19 protein-coding genes are annotated in these 15,497 nt (G+C 61.2%); 7 read left to right on the top strand and 12 right to left on the bottom strand.

What is annotated here, in order from left to right:
* Positions 1 to 208 precede the first annotated feature (208 nt).
* Together HK107_RS08015 and HK107_RS08010 are read left to right on the top strand one after the other, a co-directional pair.
* Positions 209 to 1,213: a lysozyme gene (locus HK107_RS08015; protein WP_173198339.1), complete on the top strand. Its 1,005-nt coding sequence runs from the start codon at positions 209 to 211 to the stop codon at positions 1,211 to 1,213.
* Positions 1,214 to 1,224: 11 nt separating this feature from the next.
* Positions 1,225 to 1,668: a hypothetical protein gene (locus HK107_RS08010; RefSeq protein WP_173198337.1), complete on the top strand. Its 444-nt coding sequence runs from the start codon at positions 1,225 to 1,227 to the stop codon at positions 1,666 to 1,668.
* Here HK107_RS08010 and HK107_RS08005 read toward each other — a convergent pair.
* Positions 1,665 to 2,063, bottom strand: coding sequence for a YkgJ family cysteine cluster protein (locus HK107_RS08005; RefSeq protein WP_233061172.1), 399 nt, complete (start codon positions 2,061 to 2,063; stop codon positions 1,665 to 1,667). The genes HK107_RS08010 and HK107_RS08005 overlap by 4 nt on opposite strands.
* 78 nt (positions 2,064 to 2,141) lie before the next feature.
* On the opposite strand from HK107_RS08005, the gene purB reads away from it, so the two are divergent.
* Positions 2,142 to 3,449 carry an adenylosuccinate lyase gene (purB, locus tag HK107_RS08000; RefSeq protein WP_173198335.1) on the top strand — a complete coding sequence of 436 codons (1,308 nt, stop codon included), beginning with the start codon at positions 2,142 to 2,144 and terminating at the stop codon, positions 3,447 to 3,449.
* A gap of 3 nt (positions 3,450 to 3,452) precedes the next feature.
* Here the strand turns inward: purB and HK107_RS07995 are convergent, their stop codons facing one another.
* Positions 3,453 to 4,118: a hypothetical protein gene (locus tag HK107_RS07995; protein WP_173198334.1), complete on the bottom strand. Its 666-nt coding sequence runs from the start codon at positions 4,116 to 4,118 to the stop codon at positions 3,453 to 3,455.
* A gap of 10 nt (positions 4,119 to 4,128) precedes the next feature.
* A complete protein-coding gene (locus HK107_RS07990; RefSeq protein ID WP_173198333.1) occupies positions 4,129 to 4,569 on the bottom strand; it encodes a VOC family protein in 441 nt (146 codons plus the stop codon).
* A 94-nt stretch (positions 4,570 to 4,663) separates the two neighbouring features.
* On the opposite strand from HK107_RS07990, the gene HK107_RS07985 reads away from it, so the two are divergent.
* Positions 4,664 to 5,413, top strand: a complete 750-nt coding sequence (locus HK107_RS07985) for a 3'-5' exonuclease (RefSeq protein ID WP_173198332.1) — start codon at positions 4,664 to 4,666, stop codon at positions 5,411 to 5,413.
* A 120-nt stretch (positions 5,414 to 5,533) separates the two neighbouring features.
* Here the strand turns inward: HK107_RS07985 and HK107_RS07980 are convergent, their stop codons facing one another.
* The 3 genes from HK107_RS07980 to HK107_RS07970 all read right to left on the bottom strand — a co-directional run bounded on the left by HK107_RS07980 (position 5,534) and on the right by HK107_RS07970 (position 7,188).
* Complete coding sequence (locus HK107_RS07980) at positions 5,534 to 6,310, bottom strand: SDR family oxidoreductase (RefSeq protein ID WP_173198331.1); 777 nt, start codon at positions 6,308 to 6,310, stop codon at positions 5,534 to 5,536.
* Between the two features lie 90 nt (positions 6,311 to 6,400).
* Positions 6,401 to 6,871: a hypothetical protein gene (locus tag HK107_RS07975; RefSeq protein ID WP_173198330.1), complete on the bottom strand. Its 471-nt coding sequence runs from the start codon at positions 6,869 to 6,871 to the stop codon at positions 6,401 to 6,403.
* Between the two features lie 2 nt (positions 6,872 to 6,873).
* On the bottom strand, positions 6,874 to 7,188 hold the full coding sequence (locus tag HK107_RS07970) for a DUF1476 domain-containing protein (protein WP_173198329.1): 315 nt from the start codon (positions 7,186 to 7,188) through the stop codon (positions 6,874 to 6,876).
* 157 nt (positions 7,189 to 7,345) lie between these two features.
* Between HK107_RS07970 and purC the strand changes: the two genes are divergently transcribed.
* Together purC and purS are read left to right on the top strand one after the other, a co-directional pair.
* Entirely contained in the window at positions 7,346 to 8,137 is a 792-nt protein-coding gene (purC, locus tag HK107_RS07965) for a phosphoribosylaminoimidazolesuccinocarboxamide synthase (protein WP_173198328.1), read from the top strand.
* On the top strand, positions 8,134 to 8,385 hold the full coding sequence (gene purS / locus HK107_RS07960; RefSeq protein ID WP_173198326.1) for a phosphoribosylformylglycinamidine synthase subunit PurS: 252 nt from the start codon (positions 8,134 to 8,136) through the stop codon (positions 8,383 to 8,385). The genes purC and purS overlap by 4 nt, the downstream gene beginning before the upstream one ends.
* 2 nt (positions 8,386 to 8,387) lie before the next feature.
* Here purS and HK107_RS07955 read toward each other — a convergent pair whose 3' ends face one another.
* The 5 genes from HK107_RS07955 to glmU all read right to left on the bottom strand — a co-directional run bounded on the left by HK107_RS07955 (position 8,388) and on the right by glmU (position 14,262).
* On the bottom strand, positions 8,388 to 8,912 hold the full coding sequence (locus HK107_RS07955; protein WP_173198324.1) for a hypothetical protein: 525 nt from the start codon (positions 8,910 to 8,912) through the stop codon (positions 8,388 to 8,390).
* 72 nt (positions 8,913 to 8,984) lie between these two features.
* On the bottom strand, positions 8,985 to 9,932 hold the full coding sequence (locus tag HK107_RS07950; RefSeq protein ID WP_173198322.1) for an outer membrane protein assembly factor BamD: 948 nt from the start codon (positions 9,930 to 9,932) through the stop codon (positions 8,985 to 8,987).
* 120 nt (positions 9,933 to 10,052) lie between these two features.
* A complete protein-coding gene (gene lpxC / locus HK107_RS07945) occupies positions 10,053 to 10,973 on the bottom strand; it encodes a UDP-3-O-acyl-N-acetylglucosamine deacetylase (protein WP_173198320.1) in 921 nt (306 codons plus the stop codon).
* 116 nt (positions 10,974 to 11,089) lie between these two features.
* On the bottom strand, positions 11,090 to 12,919 hold the full coding sequence (gene glmS / locus HK107_RS07940) for a glutamine--fructose-6-phosphate transaminase (isomerizing) (RefSeq protein ID WP_173198318.1): 1,830 nt from the start codon (positions 12,917 to 12,919) through the stop codon (positions 11,090 to 11,092).
* Between the two features lie 2 nt (positions 12,920 to 12,921).
* Positions 12,922 to 14,262 (bottom strand): bifunctional UDP-N-acetylglucosamine diphosphorylase/glucosamine-1-phosphate N-acetyltransferase GlmU, encoded by a 1,341-nt coding sequence (gene glmU, locus HK107_RS07935; RefSeq protein WP_173198316.1) that lies wholly within the window; start codon positions 14,260 to 14,262, stop codon positions 12,922 to 12,924.
* A gap of 103 nt (positions 14,263 to 14,365) precedes the next feature.
* On the opposite strand from glmU, the gene HK107_RS07930 reads away from it, so the two are divergent.
* The gene (locus HK107_RS07930) at positions 14,366 to 15,043 is read left to right on the top strand and encodes an HAD-IA family hydrolase (protein WP_173198315.1); all 678 of its coding nucleotides are present in this window, start codon (positions 14,366 to 14,368) and stop codon (positions 15,041 to 15,043) included.
* Here HK107_RS07930 and HK107_RS07925 read toward each other — a convergent pair.
* Positions 15,040 to 15,234 (bottom strand): hypothetical protein, encoded by a 195-nt coding sequence (locus HK107_RS07925; protein ID WP_173198313.1) that lies wholly within the window; start codon positions 15,232 to 15,234, stop codon positions 15,040 to 15,042. The two genes, HK107_RS07930 and HK107_RS07925, sit on opposite strands and share 4 nt — an antisense overlap.
* Positions 15,235 to 15,497 lie beyond the last annotated feature (263 nt).

Below are 15,497 nucleotides of genomic sequence, written 5' to 3'. Positions count from 1 at the left end.
ACACAGCCGCCTCCCTGGTCTCCCCGCACCCACTTTTCGGGGCCTACATGCAGCCATTAACGGCGGTCACGGGGAACGACAACAGCGCTCATGAAACCAACAAGTTGTTTCGCGCGATAAGGCTCTAGTTTTCGTTAAAGGGAAAAGCTGACCCGGGTTCCGACCTGTGTTATTCTCTCCGCACCTGTGGGTGTGACTGGGGCTAGGAATGGATATTTCCAATCGAGGGCTGAACTTAATCAAGGAGTTCGAAGGCCTTGAGCTTGAGGCCTATCAAGACATCGTTGGTGTCTGGACGATCGGCTACGGCCATACGTCAATGGCCGGTCCGCCCGAGGTCAAACCGGGCATGGAGATTACAGAAGCCGAGGCTTCTGAAATCCTGCGCCGCGACCTTGGCCAGTATGAGAACGGCGTCGAGCGGGCCGTGAAGGTCGAAATCACCCAGAATATGTTCGATGCCCTGGTCTCCCTGACCTACAATATCGGCGTCAACGCGATGAAGGGTTCGACCTTCATCAAACGCATCAACAACCGCGACTATGAAGGCGCGGCGGAGGCGATGAAGTGGTGGAACAAGGCTGGCGGCCGCGTGGTGGCTGGCCTGAAGCGCCGCCGCGAGGCGGAAGCTGCGCTCTTCCTCGAAGGCTACAGCCCAGAAGACACCGACATTCTCGATGATCAGCGCGGTGCGCCGATCGAGGAGAACTCCCCGCGGCGCGGAAACCTTGGCGAGTCGCGGACCGTGGGCGGTGCGACGGCAGCAGGCGGCGCAGGCGCTGTCGCTGCGGGCTCGGTCTTTCTCGATAATCGTAACGACGCCAACGAGGAGTCAGGCTCTGAAGACACCGCTGGCGGCGAAACTCCCGGAGATGGTGACGCGAGCGCCGGCGACGGCGGCACGAGCACCGACGACGGTGACCCGCCGAACTGCCAGGAACCGCTGGAGGAAGGCGAAGAGCTGACCGACACGGAGCTGGCCGAGTGCGAGCTGGCCGAAGAAGAGACGCCAGAGGTCGTGGACGTCCCCGAGACCGAAACGCCGGCGGAGCCTGTCTCCACTATCGAAAAAGCCGAGGAAGTCTTCGTCTCGGCAGTCGGCTCGGACGAAGCGCTAGACGCGATCGTCATTGCTGCAGGCGTCATCGCCATCATCGCAGCCATCTACATCGTCATCGCGAGGGTCGACGACTGGCGGAACCATAAGCGGTAGGAGGATAGCCCGTGACGCTCACCGGTACGGATAATGGAGACAAGCTTCTTGCCTGTATCGCCGCAGCGTTTTTCGGGGCTCTTCCCTTTCTCCTAACCGTTGTCATGGCACCCGCGGCGCTGGTTATCGGGCCGCTCTGCTTCATCATCGCCGTGCTGATTGGCTATCCGCTCGCGCTTGGCGTTGAGGAGCGGTTCGGGCTGACCCTATGGCGGTGCGTCGGCGCTGGAGCCGTGATAGGCACCGTACCGCTGGTCCTGCTGTTCGGGATCCTGAGAGCAGATGCGTTCTTCGCGCAGCATGGGCCTCAAGGCCTTGGTTCCCTAGCTTGGCACGCTGTTCTCGGTCTGCGCTCAGTGGCGGCCTTTACGCTGGCCGGCGCATCGGCAGGCGCAGGCTTCTGGCTTACGCTCCGGGTGCTAGACCATCGCAGGAAGGCAGCGGCCCTCGCCTAACGGCCGTAATTGCCCGTCGTTGAGACCCATTCCTCGTCCTCCTGCGTCTCCCGTTCATGGAGGAGAAATTCGTAGTAGCCGCAGCGCTTTCGGTTCGGGAAATCCCGGCAGATCTCAGGCCTTGCCTCGTAGACGGTGCAGCCACGGGTCTCGGTATCAATGAAACGGCAGATCGTGCCAAAATGCTCGTCGGCTTTGTGCCTCAGGACGCGGGGGTTTTCCTCGTCGCCCTTCTTGGTGAACTTCTTCTTTGCCTCGTCGGCAGGCAGGTCGAAGTGTTTGGCGAGGCGCTTGATGTCGCCTCCCGTCACCGGGATGTGCTCGTAGGAGCAGCAATAAGCCGGGCATTTCAGGCAGTCGTACTGGGTCTTGATCGTCAGGCTCTTTCGGTTCAACCGCAGGGCATCCTTGCGGTGCTTTGTTCGTCAAAGATAGTCAGCACTGCTCGCTTCAGATGACAAGGACATGAAAAAATGATCCCCCGCTATACCCGCCCCGCCATGCAGGAACTCTGGTCCGACGCTACGAAGTACCGCATCTGGTTCGAGATCGAGGCCTACGCCGCCGAAGCGATGGCGAAAGAAGGCATCATCCCTGAAGGCGCTGCGAAGACGATCTGGGAGAAAGGTTCGCAGGCTGAGTTCTCTGTCGAGCGGATCCACGAGATCGAGGCTGAGACCAAGCACGATGTCATCGCCTTCCTGACACACTTGGCGGAGTTCGTGGGCGACGATGCACGCTTCGTGCACCAGGGCCTGACCTCCTCAGACATCCTCGACACCCAGCTCGCCGTGCAGCTGGCCCGCGCGTCGGACCTCTTGATCGAAGGTATGGAGCGGGTTCTGGCCGCGCTCAAGAAGCGGGCCTTCGAGCACAAGAACACGATCAAGATCGGCCGCAGCCACGGCATCCATGCCGAGCCGACGACCTTCGGTGTGACGCTGGCCACGTTCTACGCCGAGTTCGACCGTGGACTGACGAGGCTGAAGGCTGCGCGGGAAGAGATCGCCACCTGCGCCCTCTCCGGCGCTGTCGGCACCTTCGCGAACACCAAGCCTGAGGTGGAGGTCTATGTCGCGGAGAAGCTCGGCCTCACGCCTGAGCCTGTCTCAACGCAAGTGATCCCGCGCGACCGCCATGCTGCCTACTTCGCAGCGCTCGGCGTCATCGCGTCGTCAGTCGAACGGCTGGCGACAGAAATTCGCCACCTTCAGCGCACGGAAGTTCTCGAAGCCTCGGAATACTTCTCGAAGGGCCAGAAGGGCTCCTCGGCGATGCCGCACAAGAAGAACCCGATCCTGACCGAGAACCTGACGGGTCTTGCCCGCCTGGTCCGCTCGGCCGTGGTTCCGGCGATGGAAAATGTCGCCCTCTGGCATGAGCGGGATATCAGCCACTCCTCCGTGGAAAGAGGGATCGGCCCTGATGCGACAGGACACCTCGACTTCGCGCTTCACCGCCTCGCAGGGGTGATCGAGAAGCTGCTCGTCTACCCCGAGAACATGCAGAAGAACCTCGACCAGCTTGGCGGTCTCACCTTCTCCCAGCGCGTGCTGCTGGCGCTGACCCAAGAGGGTGTCAGCCGTGAGGACGCCTACCGGCTCGTCCAGCGCAACGCCATGAAGGTCTGGGACGATGGCGGGCACTTCCTCGACTACCTCAAGAAGGACGACGAGGTGATGAATGCTCTCGACACGGAGAAACTCGAGGCGATGTTTGACATGGGCTACCACACCAAGCATGTCGACACGATCTTCGAGCGGGTGTTCGGCGAGAGCTAAGCCTCAAGGCTTCGCTGCCCGCGTCGCGTCGACGAGGGCAGCGATCAGAACAGGGACGGTGAAGGCGATAAGCGCTTGCACCGCGAAGGCTTGGATGGATGGCAGCTCCTCTGCCGGCAGGTGGCTGACGAGCTGCATGACCAGGAGGACGCCAAGCAAAAGCCATGGCGAAAGCCTGCCTACGATACCATTCGGCACCGTCCGCCTGACGAACCAAATCGTCCCTGCAAGGAGGATCGTGACCTCCAAAGCTTGCGACCAGAGGAGGCTCCGCCATAACCCGAAGCCGACCTTCGGCTCGCCATAGACCAGCGGCAGGTCCGGCACATGGACGATGAGATCCGTCAGCCAGTGCGAAAAGACAGCCCCGCCGGTTAGGAGCGCCGCGAGCTTCCAGTTCTGCGGCCTCGCAATCAACACATATCCCGCCGCGAAAATCACGGACCAGAAGAGCGACCCGACAAGGCTGTGGGTGTACGGCATATGGTGGAGGTCAAGGTTCGAGGCTTCGACAAATCCGTCCACCACCCGCGCCTCTTCGATCCCCGTCAGGATGAAACCCGCCCAGAGAAAATCGACAAACTGCACACCAAAGAAGAGAACCCAGAGCGGCACGGCCACGGATGCGGCCCGGCCTGCGAATGCTGCTGCATAGTGTCCGACGAACATCGCTCGCTCCCTACCAGCTGCCGGTGTTCTCCATCGACGCCCACGGCTCCTGCGGCGGGAGGTCTTCGCCCTTCTGCAGGAGTTCGACGGAGATCCCGTCAGGTGAACGGACAAACGCCATGTGTCCGTCGCGGGGCGGACGGTTGATGGTCACGCCCATCTCCTGAAGATGCGTGCACAGAGCATAGACATCATCCACGCGATAGGCGAGATGGCCGAAGTTCCGCCCGCCGCCATACTCCTCAGGGTCCCAATTGTAGGTCAGCTCGACCAGCGGCGCTTTCTTCTCCTTAGCGGAGTCGAGGTCATCGGGCGCTGCGAGGAAGACGAGCGTGAAGCGACCCTTCTCGTTTTCGTAGCGGTTGGTCTCAACAAGGCCGAGGCCGTCGCAGAAGAAGCGGAGTGAGCTATCAAGGTCGCTGACGCGGACCATTGTGTGAAGATATTGCATGGGGCCTCCTGCCTGAACGGTACGCCGAGAGCCGCTGCGTTCCAACCTTTTCGCCGCGTTGAGGTGCAGTGGGCGGGAGTGCTAAGCTCCTCCGATGCAACGCTTCGTTCGCGTCATTGACCTCGAGACAACCGGCTCGCGCCCACCTGCCCATGCGGTGTGCGAGATTGGCTGGCAGGACGTCGTCGAGACCCCCAAGGGCTGGAAGATCGGCGGAGCGGACGGTGCGCAACTTTGCAATCCCGAGCGCCCTATTCCCGCAATGACGCAGGCGGTTCATCACATCACGGATGAAGATGTGGTCGGTGCACCGGTCTTTCGGGATATCGCGAAGGATATCCTTCGCCCTGGGGAAGGCTGCATTGCGCTAGCGGCGCATAGGGCATCTTTCGAGAGCCGTTACTGCACGCCGGAGCTGACGGGCGGCCTGCCCTGGATCTGCACGTGGAAAACGGCGCTCCGGTGCTTTCCGGACAGCCCGTCCTTCTCCAATCAGGTGCTGAAGTACTGGCGAAAGCCTAAGGGCCTCGACCGCGAGCGGGCGCTGCCGGTGCATCGTGCGTACCCTGACGCCTATACGACGGCGTTTCACCTGAGGGACATGCTGAACCTGGAAGGTGCACAGACGCTGATTGACTGGACCACCCTGCCCGGCAAGTTGCCGCGCGTGCCTCGGGGAGAGTTCAAGGGAAAGAAATGGGGTGAGCTGACAGACCTGCAGCTGATCCCGTTCCTGACGGATCGTGATCCCGACATTCGGTACTCAGCGGAGATCGAGAGCATGAAGCGGGATGACCGGGCTCCGCTCAAGGTGCGCAAGCCCGAGCAGGGGTCGCTGCTTTAGTTTTCTGATGGATCCTGAATCGAGTTCAGGATGACGGATGGAGAGACATGCTCTCAGATATCGTCATCCTGGGCTTGGCCCAGGACCCATCGACGAAAAAGCGCGCGGAGCGCTCCGTTCCTACTTCGACCCCAGACCGCAGGCGGTAATGCCGCCGTCGATGCGGAACTCCGAGCCCGTCACGAACTTGGCTTCGTCAGAAGCAAGATAGGTCGCCATCGAGGCGACTTCTTCAGGCTCACCGAGGCGTTTCATCGGGATGTTGCGGGTGAGTGCTTTCTCACCCTCTTCCTGCGAACCCTTGATCTGGATCATCGGGTCGATGATGGCCGTCCGTGTAAAGACTGGGTGGATCGAGTTGGCCGTGATCTGCATGCCATTGCGGGCACAGTGGAGCGCGATCGATTTGGTCATCATTGCAACGCCAGCCTTGGCGACGTTATAGCTGAGGAAGTTGCCATCGGCCATCAGTCCGGCCACGGAGGAGATGACGATGATCGAGCTTGGCTGGTGCTCCTTCAGGTAAGGCATGGCTGCCTGCGTGCCGAGGAAGACCGAGTCCATGTCGATGGCGCAGACCTTGCGATACATCTCGTAGGTCTCGGTCTCGACATTGCCGAAGCTGCCGATCCCTGCGTTGTGGACGAGGACGTTGATGCCGTCCATCTGCTCGTTGGCAGCCTCGAGGGCCGCTTTCCACGCGAAGGGGTCGGTGACGTCATGCTCAATCCCCGCCGCGGCGCCGATTTCCTCAGCAGCATCAGCGACCTTGTCGACCTGAATGTCCGTAAGCGTCACATCGGCGCCCTCAGCCATGAACATCTTGCCCATGGCAAGGCCGAGGCCCTGCGCCCCGCCAGTGATGAAGGCTTTTTTGCCCTTTAGTCGGTTGCCCATGGTGTTTCCTCATATCGTTAAGCCGCCCTCCTTGGGACAGCGTGGCTTGTCGTTCTGATCTTAATCTCGTCAGCGACTATCGCGCAACGATTAGTCTACGGATGAATGAGAACCATATTCATTCCTATAGGGGTCGGGGTGTGGAAATACTTCTTCGCCCCTGATGACGCTGGTGAGAATGGATCCAACGATGACTGCTGGAATGGCAAGTGCGTAACTGAGCCCCAACCTCCTGAAAGCGCGACGAGCCCAGCTCGGACGCCCGTGGAACTCGTTCTTTACTCGCCAAATGATCCTCATACTGAGGGCCATGTAGGTTGAGAGCAAGGATAGTCCGACCACAAAGAGCCAGAGGAATGTTTTCCGGAGTATCAGCTGGTAAGCGTCGTCGACCCAGTGTTGAAAAACCTCGGTCATATCGAAGAGCATAGCTCCCCCCAAACCGACGAAAAACGCCAGACTTATGAATGGAGCAATGAGGCGGAGCGGATGTCCCCTCAACTCCTCGGTCAGGCGCAGGCGATAGTCCTTGGTGCCGAATATCCGCTCGAAAAGCCTCACCCTCAGCCGTTCTGAACTTCGTCCATCGCTTCGGCGAGGGCTTCGCTCATGGCCTGGCGGATGTCGTCGTCGCTGACGTCGCCCTTGGGAAGGTCGGCGCGGAGTTTGCGGAAGACGTCTTCGTCACCGGCTTCCTCGAAGTCGGCTTTCTGGACGTCCTTGGCGTAGGCGGCAGCTTCGTCGGCGGTCTTGCCGAGCTTTTCTGCGGCCCAGAGGCCGACCTTCCGGTTGCGCTTGGCTTCGACCTTGAACTTCAGTTCCTGGTCGTTGGCGAACTTCGATTCGAAGCGGTTCTTGCGATCTTCGAAGGTGGACATGGCGCGCTCCCGTGGCGTTTCTTGACCCCTTACGTAGGGCGCAGCGGCCTCGCATGAAAGCGCTTTGCTCGCATCCGCCATGCGTGTTAGCAGCGCTCGCTCCGGAGCGACGGGCATCGGCCCCCGCTCTTTCCAAGATTCGACGAAGGAGCCAGACATGGCCCGCGGCAAGCAAATCTACGAAGGCAAGGCCAAGATCCTCTATGAGGGTCCTGAGCCGGGCACGCTCATCCAGTTCTTCAAGGACGATGCGACCGCCTTCAACGCGCAGAAGAAGGCCGTGCTGGAGGGCAAGGGTGTCCTCAACAACCGCATCTCAGAGTTCGTGATGCTGGGCCTCGAGCGCATCGGCATCCCGACCCACTTCATCAAGCGCATCAACATGCGCGAGCAGCTGATCCGCCATGTGGAGATCGTGCCGCTCGAAGTGGTCGTGCGGAACGTCGCCGCCGGCTCGATCTGCAAGCGGCTGGGCCTCAAGGAGGGTGATCCCCTGCCCCGGTCCGTGGTCGAGTTCTACTACAAGGACGACAAGCTCGGCGATCCGATGATCTCTGAAGATCACATCACCGCCTGGGGCTGGGCCAGCCCGCAGGAGATTGACGACATGATGGCCTATGCGCTGCGCGTGAACGACTATCTCTCGGGTCTCTTCGCAGCGGCGCATATCCGCCTGATCGACTTCAAGCTGGAGTTCGGTCGTCAGTATGAGAACGATATGGTCCGCCTGATCCTCGCCGATGAGATTAGCCCCGATGGCTGCCGCCTCTGGGACCTCGACACCGGCGAAGTCATGGACAAGGACCGCTTCCGCAAGGACCTCGGTGACGTGGTCGAAGGCTATCGCGAAGTGGCACGCCGTCTCGGCGTCCTGCGCAATGATGACGAGGGCACCGGCGACAAGTCCGGGCCGAAGCTCGTCAGGAACAATGGAGAGGCTCCGTCATGAAGGTCCGTGTCCTGATCACCCTGAAGAACGGTGTCCTCGACCCGCAGGGCAAAGCCATCGAAGGCGCCCTCCACGGCATGGGCTTCGAAGGCGCAGCTGGCGTCCGTCAGGGCAAGCTGATCGAGCTCGACATCACTGACGCGGCCAACGCTGCGGACGCTGAGGAAAAGGCAAAGGCCATGTGCGACCGCCTCCTCGCGAACCCTGTGATGGAGAGCTACACCATCGAGGTCATGGACGCGGCCTGAGTTTAGGCCTCGACAAATCCGTAATTCTCAGCGAGCCGCAGAATCTCGCGGAAAACGTATTCCCCTGGGGTGCGCTGAAGACCGGTGACTAAGCGGATTTCGGTGCCACCATAGGTGAGAGCGACATAGTACCCATTCTGCGACGTGTGCATCGCAGCAGCGGCCGCCATGTTCCCCCGCGGGACGATCACGCCCTCAGAATAGGCATGTGAAAGCTTGAGGTCTTCAATCAGCTCATAGCGGTAGCGCTTGCTTCCTTTACTGATCCCCACATCGTCGAAGCCGATCTTCTCTTTCGGCTTCTTCCAAGACAGGAATAACACGACCGCACCGACCAGAAGCACGACGAGGCCGCCCGGTGTGTAAGGAGTAATGAAGCCTCCGAGGATGAGAAGGCCGGGTCCCAGGAGAAGCCCAAGAGTCTGAAAGAAGCCGCGTGAGCGCCAAACAGTTAGTTCGTGCATCCCCTCCAGCTCATCTACGCGGACGAGCTTGCTCGGCTGCGCTTCTTTGAATTTCTTCGCCATGAGTGCCTCCCGACTTCCCATTAAGCAGTTGGGATCGCGCAAAAACAAGAGAGCAGATCGACCGACCTAGTCTTAGTTCGTCGGGGGCTGGCCGGGGATCGTCGGCGGGGTGACGTCGACTTCGTCTTGCGGCGAGAGGACTTCCGGCGCGTTGTCGAGGTCGCGGATGCGGCCGGCGCGCTCGAGCTTCTGCTCTGGCGTCAGCTCTTCTCGTTCTTCCTCATTGCCAGCATTCGCGGCTTGAAGGTCCAGAAGCTCCTGCCCGTGACGTCGGAAGACGCGGTAGGTGTCCTCGTACCATTCCGAGTTCGGATAATTGTGGCCGAGCCATGCCGCGTGACGGCGGGCTTCTTCCACAAGGCCAAGCTCAAGGTAGGCCTCGACCGAACGGTGGAGAGCTTCCTCCGTGTGCGACGTCGTCTGGTACTTGTCGAGGACGTTCGAGAAACGGCCGAGAGCGGCGACGTGCTGGTTCCTTTCGAGATACCAGCGGCCGATATCCATCTCCTTGCCCGCGAGGTGGTCGAGGGTCAGGTCGAGCTTGAGCTGAGCATCCCGAGCATATTCCGTACCCGGATATCGACGGATGACGTCGATCAGCGCATCGCGGGCATCGCGGGTGATCCCCTGGTCGCGCTTCACGTCGCGGATGCGCTCATAGTGGTTCATGGCACGCAGGTAGTAGGCGTAGCCGGCGTCCTTGTTGCCGGGGTGGATCGCAAGGAAGCGGTCGATCGACTCAAGCGAGGCGTCGAAATCGTTGGTGAGGTATTCCGTGTACGCCGTCATCAGCATCGCACGGCGAGCCCAGGCGGAGTATGGGTGCTGGCGCTCGACCTCTGCGAAATAGGCGATGGCATCTTCGTAACGGCGGGTCTCGAGGCTCTCGGTGCCGTTGCGGTAGAGCTGCTCCACCGGCTCTTCGACATAGGCGAAACGGTTGGTGCCGGTCCGGTCGTCAGCGCAGGCGGAAAGCCCCAGCGCGACAGCGGCAACCAATGCGAGACGCGATACGTACATGAAGAACCCCTTAGCCTACCTACCCGCCAGACGCCTGCAGACGTCGTGCCGAGACGGTGTAGAGTCACATCGCATCAAATGCAAAGTGAAGCCGTCGAAGGGTTAGGATTTTGAAGGGCCTCAGGCCGTGGCGACCATCGGCTCGCGGGCGAAGCTCTCACGCTCGTCCGCTGCGAGGGCATTGGCGAGGGCCGTGTTCAGCGTGTGACCCGGCTTGTGCGCCGTGATCTTGCAGCCGAGCGGCGCGCCAAGAAGGTAGAGGTCGCCGACGAGGTCGAGCGCCTTGTGACGCACGAACTCACGCTCCATGCGGATGCCGCCTTCGTTCATCACGCCCTCATCGTTGAGGACGATGGCGTTCTCGAGCGAACCCCCACGGGCAAGACCGATCTCACGCAAAGCTTCGACATGGCGGAGCTCGGTGAAGGTGCGGGCCTCGGCCACCTCTTTGAGGATGGTCTCGCGGTCGCCTTCGATGATGATGCGCTGAAGGCCAATCGAGGGATGATCGAAGTCGATGGTCACGTCGAGGATGACCTCGGCGCCCGAGCCCTCGGGAAGCGGCTCGGCAATCGCCCAGCTGTCGCCCTGGGCCACGGTGACTTCGCCTTTGGGAGCGATCGGCTCGATCGTGTGCGGGTAGACGCGGACGCCGACCTTCTCGATGGCTTCGAGGAAATTCTTGGAGGAGCCGTCGAGGATGGGAATTTCCGGGCCGTCGATGAAGACGTCAGCTTCGGTGATGCCGAGCATCGCAAACGCAGCCATCAGGTGCTCAACCGTCGAGATCGAGGCGCCGTGGGCGTTTGTGAGGACCGTGCCGAGCTGGGTCTTGGTCACGAGGGCCGGGTCAGCGGCAATGGTTCGCTGGGCCATCGGGCCTTCGAGATCCGAACGGATAAAGCGGATGCCCTGGCCTGCGGGAACCGGCTCGATGATGAGTTCGCAGTCTTCACCCGTGTGCAGACCCACGCCCACAAGACGGACGGTTCCGCGCACGGTGGCTGCTGCCCTCAAATCGTTGGCCGGTTCATCAAACATGGAAGACCCCTAAACCCTGCAGTGTGTCTTATGTATGGAGAAACCGGCCAATCGAAGTGACTGTTTGTTTCCCGCTGTTACACTGCCTCGAAATACTCCCGGAGCCTTGATTTACCTCACTCGACCGTGACGGACTTGGCGAGATTTCGTGGCTGGTCGACGTCCGTCCCTTTGTGAACGGCCGTGTGATAGGCGAGGAGCTGGATCGGCAGGGCGTAGATCAGCGGCGAGAAGAGCGGATCAACGTCGGGCATCGCGAAGCTGCCAAGGAGCGGTTCATCGGTTTTCGCAGCCTCGAGGCCCTTTTCTGTCGCCAACAGCAGGCACTTGCCGCCACGCGCCATGACTTCGTGCATGTTCGAGACGGTCTTCTCGAAATGTGCGTCGCGGGGCGCGATGACGATCACGGGGACATGCTCATCCACAAGGGCGATTGGGCCGTGCTTCAGCTCGCCGGCGGCATAGCCCTCCGCGTGGATATAGCTGATTTCCTTGAGCTTCAGCGCCCCTTCAAGGGCCATCGGGAAGCTGACACCGCGGCCGAGATAGAGGACATCACGCGCAGGCTGGAGAAGCGTGCCGAGGCGGTCGAACTCTTCTGCATGGGCGAGGACGTCGTTCATCAGGCGCGGAAGCTTGAGGAGGCTCTCGCAAAGCTCGGCCTCGCGCTCCGGCGTGACGTAGCCGCGGGCGCGGCCTGCTGCGATCGCAAGGCAGGCAAGGGTTGCGAGCTGGCAGGTGAAAGCCTTGGTCGACGCGACACCGATCTCTGGGCCAGCCTTGATCGGGAAGACCGCGTCCGCCTCGCGGGCCATGGTCGACTGGGTGACGTTGACGACAGCGCCCACCGTGACCCCTGCTTCGGCGGCGTGCCGCATGGCTGCGAGGGTGTCGGCGGTTTCGCCTGACTGGCTGACGAACAGCGCCGCCTCGCCCTTCTGGTAGGGCACGTCGCGGTAGCGGAGCTCGGACGCGATATCGATCTCGACCGGGAGCCTGGCGAGGGTCTCGAACCAATACTTCGAGATCAGGCCAGCGAGATAAGCCGTGCCGCAAGCCGATATGGTCAGTCGGCTGATATTCGAGAAATCGATGCCGGTTTCGGGCAGATTCACCGTCCCCTCGGAGGGGTTCAGATAGGTGGTCAGCGTATGGGCTACGACCTCGGGCTGCTCCTCGATCTCCTTGGCCATGAAGTGGCGGTGACGGCCCTTGCCGACGAGCGCTGCGGAAGCGTCAGAGATCGTCTCTTCGCGCTCAACCGGCGTGCCTGCGCCGTCAAAAATGGCGACAGTCTCGCGAGAAAGCACAGCCCAGTCACCTTCCTCCAGATAGGTGATGCGGTTCGTGAACGGAGCAAGCGCCAGCGCATCCGAACCGATGAACATCTCGCCTTCGCCCTTGCCGAGCGCGAGGGGGCTCCCTTTCCGTGCACAGAAAATAGCGTCCGGCTCACCTGCGAAGAGAACGCCGAGGGCGAAGGCACCTTCAAGCTTGGCGAGAACCTCGCGGAACGCGCGCATCGGGTCGCTTCCCTGCGCCAGTTCGTCTTCGAGGAGACGCGCGATGACCTCACTGTCGGTCTCGCTCTCGAAGGTGACACCCTTGTCTTTGAGGTCGTTCCTCAGGGGGCTGAAGTTTTCGATGATGCCGTTGTGGACAACCGCAACCTTGGCCCCGCCGTGCGGGTGGGCGTTCTTCTCGGTCGGCTTGCCATGGGTGGCCCAGCGGGTGTGGCCAATACCCGTGGTGCCCGCGAGGGGTTCTGCCTCAAGCTTCGTTTCGAGGGCGGAAAGCTTACCAACGGCGCGCTTCCTGTGGATCTCTCCATCGATCAGGGTTGCGATGCCCGCGGAGTCGTACCCGCGATACTCAAGTCGCCTGAGCCCCTCGACGAGACGCGAGGCAACCCCATGATCGCTGACGATCCCAACAATACCACACATGATTAGCTACCCTTATTATTCTTTTTACGGAAGGAATTGGCCCAGCCAGCCTTCTCGAATTGCTTGCCCCGCGCGACGGCGAGCGCGTCTGCGGTAACGTTTTTGGTGATGACAGAACCAGAACCTGTGAAAGCACCCTTCCCGACCGAGATTGGCGCGACGAGCATGGTGTTCGAACCGATGAAAGCGTCCTCACCGACCTCAGTCTTCGACTTGTTGAAACCGTCATAATTGCAGGTGATCGTCCCTGCGCCGATATTCGTCCGCGCACCGATTGTTGCGTCACCAAGATAGGTGAGGTGCCCGACCTTGACCCCCTCGCCAAGGACCGACTTCTTGATCTCAACGAAATTGCCGACATGGGCACCCTTGCCAAGATCCGCACCCGGACGAAGCCTTGCGAAGGGACCCGCGTCAGAGCCTTCACGCATGGTGGCGCCTTCGAGGTGGGAGAAGGGCTTCACCGTGACGCCCGGCTCAAGCTTCACCCCCGGACCGAAGACGACGTTCTGGCCAATGACGCAGTCGGTCCCGATCTCGGTGTCGTAAGCAAAATAGACCGTGTCCGGATCGCGGAGGGTCACCCCCTCCTCCATGAAGGACCGGCGCGCCCGCGCCTGCCAGAGACGCTCGGCCTCGGCCAGCTCGACCCGGTTGTTGACGCCCAGCACCTCGTCCTCATCGCCTTTGAGCGCTGCGAGCTTGCCGCCCGCCTCGCCTGCGAGACCGACAAGGTCGGTGAGGTAGTATTCGCCCTTGGCATTGTCGTTGGTGATGCGCGGAAGATGTTCACGCAATGCGCGGCTGGTCATCGCCATGACGCCGGAGTTGCTCAGGCGGACCGCCAGCTCTTCAGGGCTTGCATCCTTCGCCTCGACGATGCGGAGAAGCGCGCCGCTCTCATCGGTGATCAGGCGGCCATAGGGGCCGGGATCCTCGGGCTCGAAGCCAAGGACGGCCACTTCGGCGCCCTGGTCGAGCTCTGCGAGGAGACGCCCCAACGTATCGGCGGTGATGAGCGGGGTGTCGCCGTAGAGGACCAAGACGTGGCCTTCGAAACCTTCAAGCAGCGGCAGGGCGGCGGTAACCGCATCGCCTGTGCCCTGGGGCGGGTCCTGAACCGCGACCCCTGCATCGGCATCGAGCGTCTCAAGCGCCTTGCGCACTTTCTCTCCGCCTGCGCCGATGACGACGGAGACGTTCTCCGCGCCCAAGGTCCGCGCGGTCCTGAGACAGTGGCCCAGCATCGGCAGGTGCGCGACCTCGTGGAGAACCTTCGGCGTTTCCGAACGCATACGGGTGCCGTGTCCGGCGGCGAGGATGATGGCGGCGACCTTGGTCATGAAAGCTCCCTTGGGATGCGTGGGATAGGGCTTTTTCCCAGTTGGCGTCGCCTCACAAGCTGTGAATGCTTGCTACGGGAAAAAACAGGGGCATAGAGGAGCCATGGCCAAGCTCTCCGGAACCGTCTGCATCTTCGACCTCGACGGCACGCTCGTGAATTCGGCGCCAGACCTGACGGCGGCATTGAATCGAGCGCTCCTCCGGGAGGGCCTCAAGGAAATCGATGAGAGCAAGGTCCGGGGCCTTGTCGGCGAAGGCGCGAGGGCCCTCCTGACCCGGGGTTTCGCGATGCAGGACAGGGTGTTCCCGGATGGCGAGGAGGCCGACCGCCTCGTCCTCGACTATATCGATGATTATGCGAGCAGGATCAGCGAGCACTCCCATGCCTTCCCCGGCGTGGAAGACGCGCTCGATCGCCTGTCCGACCTCGGAGCGACCCTCGCGATCTGCACGAACAAGGTGGAGCGGCTGACGGAGCCGCTTCTCAAGGATCTCGGCCTCTGGGACCGGTTCGCGGAAATCGTTTCCGCTGACAGCCTGCCGGAGAAAAAGCCTTCAGCTCTTCCTCTTCTGACCATCAAGGAGCGGACAGGTGCTGAGCGGGGCGTCATGTTGGGGGATACGGCGACGGACTTTCTCGCGGCGGAAGCTGCCGGGATGCCGTGCCTCATCTTCAAAGAAGGATATGGCGCCGGCGATCCGAGGATTGCAGGCGCCCCAGTATTTGACGATTACGAAGCTCTCCCCGAACTCGTCCTCGCCTTGCCGCAGGGTGCTTAGACCCGGAATTCCTCACGGCGCGGCATGCCGTTAACCATGTTGCTCCGGACATCGAAGCGCGAGGACCGCATGGTGGAGACGAAGCCTTCCTGCACGAGGCGGACATCCACCTCGAATCCTTGCTTCTTCCAGTATTCGCGGATCAGTGATTGGAGCCGAACTGCACCGTCGTTTGAACAGAAATCAGACATTACCCGTGCCTCCCTTCAGACAAGAAGCGTCATATCCGCTCAGGAAGGCGCTTGTCCATAAGAATCTGCCAAACTGTTATCTTGTTTTGGAATATCACCCCTGAATAGGTGTGATGTCATACAAGTTTCATTTACGCAGGCGATATTGTAACACTTGCTGCAAGGGCGAAGTGCAGTCTTTTGTCTTTGTTCCGACACGATCTTGACTCTGTAAGACTCCGAAAGCTCCCAAGGCCTTGACCCGGTGGGACGAAGCGCGTCTC

It is taken from the genome of Parvularcula mediterranea (assembly GCF_013085255.1).
In the GTDB taxonomy this organism is placed as follows: Bacteria; Pseudomonadota; Alphaproteobacteria; order Caulobacterales; family Parvularculaceae; genus Parvularcula; species Parvularcula mediterranea.
This window is presented reverse-complemented; position numbering and strand designations above follow the sequence as displayed.